The sequence below is a fragment of the Salinispira sp. genome, assembly GCF_059431795.1.
Window position 1 is genome coordinate 1 of sequence record NZ_JBXWXS010000017.1, and the last position, 6,109, is coordinate 6,109.

3 protein-coding genes are annotated in these 6,109 nt (G+C 55.3%); 2 read left to right on the top strand and 1 reads right to left on the bottom strand.

The features are described 5' to 3' along the window. Positions 1-2,300: glycoside hydrolase family 31 protein (locus tag AC52PS_RS06925; protein WP_495562322.1), on the bottom strand; the 2,300-nt coding region annotated here is incomplete at its 3' end. Between the two features lie 295 nt (positions 2,301-2,595). On the opposite strand from AC52PS_RS06925, the gene AC52PS_RS06930 reads away from it, so the two are divergent. Then, complete coding sequence (locus tag AC52PS_RS06930) at positions 2,596-4,197, top strand: MFS transporter (protein ID WP_495562323.1); 1,602 nt, start codon at positions 2,596-2,598, stop codon at positions 4,195-4,197. A 3-nt stretch (positions 4,198-4,200) separates the two neighbouring features. After that, on the top strand, positions 4,201-6,109 hold a 1,909-nt coding region (locus AC52PS_RS06935; RefSeq protein WP_495562324.1), incomplete at its 3' end, for an adenylate/guanylate cyclase domain-containing protein.

Below are 6,109 nucleotides of genomic sequence, written 5' to 3' on the forward strand. Positions count from 1 at the left end.
AGGACGAGCTCAGCTTCCAGGGTTTCGGCATAGGAAGGGGTGAGCCTTACTGTAAGACTCCGCCCCTGTAGCAGAAAGCGTACGCCGGGCAGCTGTTCCGCCGAAGCTTCCACGTCGACGCTGCTCACACCGTCACTCTTCAGCCAGAAGAATTCCGATTCACCTTCCGCTGATCCATGGGGAACCAGGGTAACAACGCCCCGGCCCCGGCGGACGGGCTCGTTCTGGGTACCGAAATCCCGGGGAGGGTCCATGGGAACGATTGCACCCGGGGAAAGCATTACCGGAACACTCTCCAGTGCCGGCTCATATTCGGGAGTGAGTTCACTTCCCGAAGCCTCTTCGCCATCGCCGGTACTCACATACCGTTCACCGCTGTAAAAGTCATACCACTGCCCTGGTGGCAGCGCCAAGCTGAACTCTTCCAGCCGCTCCATGGGTGCGGTGACAGGCTGCACAAACACATGGGTTCCCATCATGTATGCATTGCTGATATTCCAGGCCTGCTCCCACCGGGGATATTCCAGAAATACCGGCCGCATGATAGGCAGATCATCCCGAATGCTTTCCAGATGAAGGGATTCATAGAAGGTTTTCAACTGTTCCCTGAGGATTACCGCATCGACGGTAAGAGCTGCCATGAGCTCATCCTGCGGGGTGTTTCCGGCCCTTTGAGCATGAATGAAGGGCTCCCGGGGGCTTCCCGATCCGTGGGCCCGGTGCACCGGAGACCAGAGTCCAAACTGGTTCCAGCGGAGAAAAAGTTCGGCGTCGGGAATCCCGTTCCGGGAAATAAAGCCCCCGACGTCATGCCCCCAGAGCTGGAAGCCGGTAAGTCCGGCGCTGATGCCCTGAGCGGGCTGTTCTGCCAGGGCGTCCCATGTGCTTTGCACGTCCCCGGACCATACGGAGACCCCCAGGGAAGGACTTTTCCAATTTCCGCTTCGGCTGAGAATGACCTGCCGGGTAGCGGGCTGGATGTCGGCCATTGCATCCCGGATAATCTGTGACCAGTGCTGATTATAGTAGTTATGAACCAGAAATCCCCGGATCCTCCTGCTTCGGTCCTCATATGCACCACCGAAGAGGATCTCATTGGGCCGCTCTTCCGGTTCTCCCAGGTCTGTCCAGAATCCGTCTATGCCCTGGAGTTTCATCCGTTTGTATTGTTCTGCCAGATATTCATCCGCACCCGGTGCGAAAAGATCGATCATTCCCCCGTCTTTCGACTGGGAGAACGTCCACCAGGAGTTCCAGGTTACCGTATTGCCGTTCCGGTCCGCACCCATGGCGCCCATTTCTTCCAGGGGTTCAAACATGAGGGCATCTTCACGCACATAGGGTTCGGTAATGGTGACGGTCTTTACCCCCCGGTTTTCCAGAAATCGGTCAAGCTCAGCGTAATTCCAGTTCGCCTCATCCCAATCATAGTCCCCCATCCGCTCAAACCAATAGAGGTCCAGTACCAACGCAGAGAGAGGAATATTGCGGATGGCAAACTGCTCCACCACCTCCTGGGCTTCCCGCTGGTTTCGATACCCGTAGCGGCTCTGGATGTAGCCGTAGAACCATTCGGGAGCAAGGGGCCGCTCCCCTCCCAGCTCATAGATCCGCCGTACAAGCTGCCGGGTTTCAGGTTCGTGCCAATACAGGAGCGTCCCTTCATCCAGCTGCTGGTTCAGTTGGAAGCTTCCCTCATCTTCAGAACCGAAGCCCATGGTATCTTGTATGTGCCCCTGGATAAAAAAGCCGTCTCCGTCCCGGGAAAAAATAAAGGGCACGTAGAGATATGTATGATCGCCGTATTTTGCCTCGTTTCTCAGCTGGCGGGAGAGACTGTTCAGTCTGATATCATCGTCCACGCCCCCCAGTCCGTAGAGGGTGTTCTGTTCCCCGGTTTGAAACCGGAAATCCGAGCCGTGACCGGCACCGGAAAAATCCAGTCCCCAGAGGAACTCACCCTCATGGGACACATCAATACCTCCGGCCCGGGATTCAATTTCAAACATCCCCGCCGCAGCGCGGTTCCTTGCAAGCATCCGTACCTCGGCGGAAGCCGGAGGCAGAGGCATCCGCTGGGTCTTTAGAAACTCTTGTTCTGCAGAGGAGAGCCGCTCATCGTCCCAGCGCAGGCTGAGCATGCCATCATCAGTTGAATGAAGAATAAGCTCCTGTTCTCCTGCGGAAACATGGAGTCCGCCGTCTCTCAGCTGGAGATCGGGCTGGAGTGCAGTTTCTGAAGAAGCGCCGGAGGATTGCCAGGCACAGGAGCTGAAGCCCAGAAGGAGGATCGGGGCCATGGTCAATATCAATATACCAATACGTGGAGAGGTCGTCGGGACCGAATTTTGCCGTTTCATGGAGAGTTTCATGCAGAGATAGTAGCACGGTTATTTTCATAGGTAAAACGAAAATCGCTTTCCGGTGTAACTTACAAGACCGGTTTCAATAGGGAAGCTTGACCGGGAATTTTCTATTATACTACATGAAGCAATGCACATGCTTTGGGGAAGGGATTTTTTCATTGTAACTGCATGTTTCTGAAATTATATTGTCTACTATCCGTCCCTTACCCTGACCCTGTCCGGAGGCGATATGAGGCAAAAAACCTGGATCCTTAGCGCAACCATCAGCGCGAGCAGCATGGCCTTCATCAGCCAGTCGGCGTTGAACAGCGCCCTTCCGGCAATTCAGGGAGATCTTGGGGCCAGCGGGGCCGATCTGTTGTGGATTGTGAATATTTTCCAGCTCTTCCTGGGAGCGCTGATCCTCATTGGGGGAGCCCTGGGAGATATGTACGGCCGCAAACGCATTTTTGCAGCGGGTATCGGAGTGTTCACCGCAGCCTCGGTGCTTGCGGGTTTTGCAGGGAGCACCAACGCCCTGATTGCCTTCCGTGCGCTCATGGGACTGGGCGGTGCGCTCATGGTTCCGGGAAGTCTGGCCATCATCTCTGCAAGCATTCCCTCCTCCGAAAGGGGGCAGGCCATCGGCATTTGGTCGGCGTTCACAACCATGACCTCCATTCTGGGGCCGGTACTGGGGGGCTTTTTTGTTGATATCGGCTTCTGGAGGGCGGTGTTCTTTATTAATGTCCCTCTTGGTTTGATTGCATTAAGCGTTCTCCTTGCAAAAGTACCTGAAAGCAGAGATGAAACCCGAAGCGGCAAAGCAGACATTCCAGGTGCAGTAAGCGCCACCCTTGCCCTGGGCTCCATAGTATTCGGCGCAACAGAGATTGGACGACTTGGGATTAATAGTCCCCGGAGTCTGGTTCCGGCACTGCTCTTTCTGGCGGGAATCGCCGGCATGTTTCTGTTTATCTACATAGAACGGCGTAGCAGCGAACCCATGGTAAAACTTCAGCTCTTTGAGAACCCCATATTCAGCGGTACCAATCTTCTCACCCTCATGCTCTATGGAGCCCTGGGCGGTGCCCTGTTTTTCTTCCCCCTGAATCTGATCCAGATTCAGGGCTATACGGCCCTCCAGTCCGGCCTGGCATTCGTACCATTCTCAATTCTGCTCATGACCATGTCTCCCTGGGTGGGCCGATTAAGCGACCGCTTCGGTCCCCGGAACTTCCTCTTGTATGGCCCCCTTGTTGTGGCCGCGGGATTCGTGCTTCTGGGCCTCCCGGGAATAACCTCCGGGGTGGGGGCGTACTGGAAATCCTACTTTCCCGGAGTACTTCTTCTGGGCATTGGGATGGGACTGGTGGTGTCTCCCCTCACCTCCACGGTTATGGGCTGCGTAAAAAGCAGCAATGCGGGAATCGCTTCAGGGATTAATAACGCAATTTCACGGGCAGCGGGGGTAATAGCCACGGCCCTCCTGGGAATGGTTGCGCTGTTGGTCTTTTCAGCCAGCCTAGAATCGTCCCTCTCCGCTTTCTCCCCCGGAACCGATTTCTCTGCAGAGAATGGCGGGATGGAATCCAACGAAGCCGGGGCCGCCATGAGCGACGACCAGATTCGGCTGCTGCTGGAAGAAAGCGATGAGCTTGCGGCCACAACAGTACCTGACAGCTTTTCCCCTGCCCTGAAGCAGAGGAGTGAGCTGGCCATTCGTGAAAGTTTTGTTCATGTCTTTCGCATTATTATGTTCATCGCCGCCGGGCTGGCGGTGGTTTCATCACTGTTCACAGGGATCTTTGTAGCAGCTAAAAAAGACTGGCCTCAGTCTGCCGGAGAGTAAACTATGCATATTGTACCCAGATTCATTATCAACCAGGACCTGCAGGAAAAATACCGAGGATCATTTAGCGCTACGGTGATCTTTCTGGATATTTCCGGTTTTACCGCCATGACCGAGGCGTTAATGGTTCACGGGAAGCAGGGAGCCGAGCATCTTTCGGGCATTATTAATTCGGTGTTTGCGCCCCTGCTGGACATCGTCTACGCCCACGGCGGGTTTGTGAGCACCTTCGCCGGGGACGCATTTACCGTGGTATTTCACCCGGATAATCAGAAGGACGAGAATGTAATGGACGCCGCCGTATCCTGCGGTGAGGCGTTAGGCGCATACTTTTATCATCACCCTCTTCACAGCACCCCATGGGGGGAATTTCAATTGAAGGTAAAAATCGGCATTGGAGGGGGCGAAATTCAGTGGCAGATTTTGAAAAATGACGGGGGAAAGAGCTACCTGTTCCGGGGGCCGGCTTTGGAGCAGGCGGCGGAGGCTGAGAAGCGCTGCCGGGCGGGTGAACTGGTACTGGGCCCCTCCGTAAACATGCCTTCCGGAAACATGCCTTCCGGAAATGATCCCGGGGACAGAAACTATACGGAACTTGAAGACGGATTTCTACTCCTAGGGCAGCGTTTCATCCTCCAGGAACCGGCCGGGAACCATACTCTCAGCCCGGAGCGCAGGGAGATGCTTCAAGCCGCCCCTTCCGAAGAGCAGCTTGAAGCCTTTGCTCCCATCAGATTTTTCCCGGACAACGACCGGGGGGAATTCAGAGACATCGCAAGCATATTTATTTCCTACGATGAAGCTGTTCTGGATCCGGGAAAAGCCTTTGCAGCCGTTACAACCAGGCTGCGGATGTACGGCGGGTATCTCAGCATGACGGATTCGGGGGATAAAGGCGGAGTAATGCTGGCCCTCTTCGGTGCTCCTGCGGCCACGGAGAATAATACCCAAAGGGCCCTGGATTTTGCCCTTGCCCTGAAGAAGGATGCACCGGAACGCCGTTTCACCCTGGGCATCGCTTCGGGTCGGGCCTTCACCGGCTATGTTGGAGCCCCTTTGAGGAAAACCTACACGGCACTGGGCCGTGTGGTGAACCTCTCCGCCCGGCTGGCCATGGCCGGGGAGCCGGGTCAGGTTCTGCTTCCCCGGGATACTGCGGGGAAGTTCTTGGATCATTTCAGCTTTGAACCCTCAGGCAGCAGGGAGTTCAAAGGTTTTGATGAAGCTATGGATATTTCCCGGCTTCTGGAGCGTAAAGAGCAGAAGGGCATTGACCATGGCAGACTCATCGGAAGAGATGAAGAATATGAGCTTCTTTCCTCACTCCTGGACCGCTTGAGCCTGGGGGAATCCTTCGGCGCAGTCTCCATTGAGGGAGAAGCGGGCATTGGAAAAACCGCCCTCCTTGAATCCCTGTGGGGGAACCGGGTGCAGGGTTCAAGCTCCGGCAGGTCACCGGCCAGTGGTTCATCCGCCGGTGGTTCACAGGCCAGTGAATCAGCGACCATAGAGAGAGCGGATTTTCCCTTTGCCTCTCTGATGCAGCGCTACATGGAACCCTTGAAAGAGGAGCTGGAAAACGCATTCCGCCTGTCCGAAGCCGATAATCCATCTGACTGGATTGAGCAGCTTCAAAATAGCATGATGGACGAGAGCACTCCCGATTATCTGCGTAATGAATTTCTCAGAAGCCGGGAGCCTTTACTGTCCCTTATGGGCTACCTGGATGAAGACGACGGGTATTATCAATTGGACTCCCAGGCCCGGCACGGGAGAAATCTGGAAGCTCTGGTAGCCTATTACTCTCTGAAAAGTATGGAGACCCCCCTGCTCCTGGTAGCGGATTCCGCAGACAGGATGGATGAAGGTTCGAGAGAGTTTTTCGACCGTCTTCTCTCCCGAAGCGGAGATC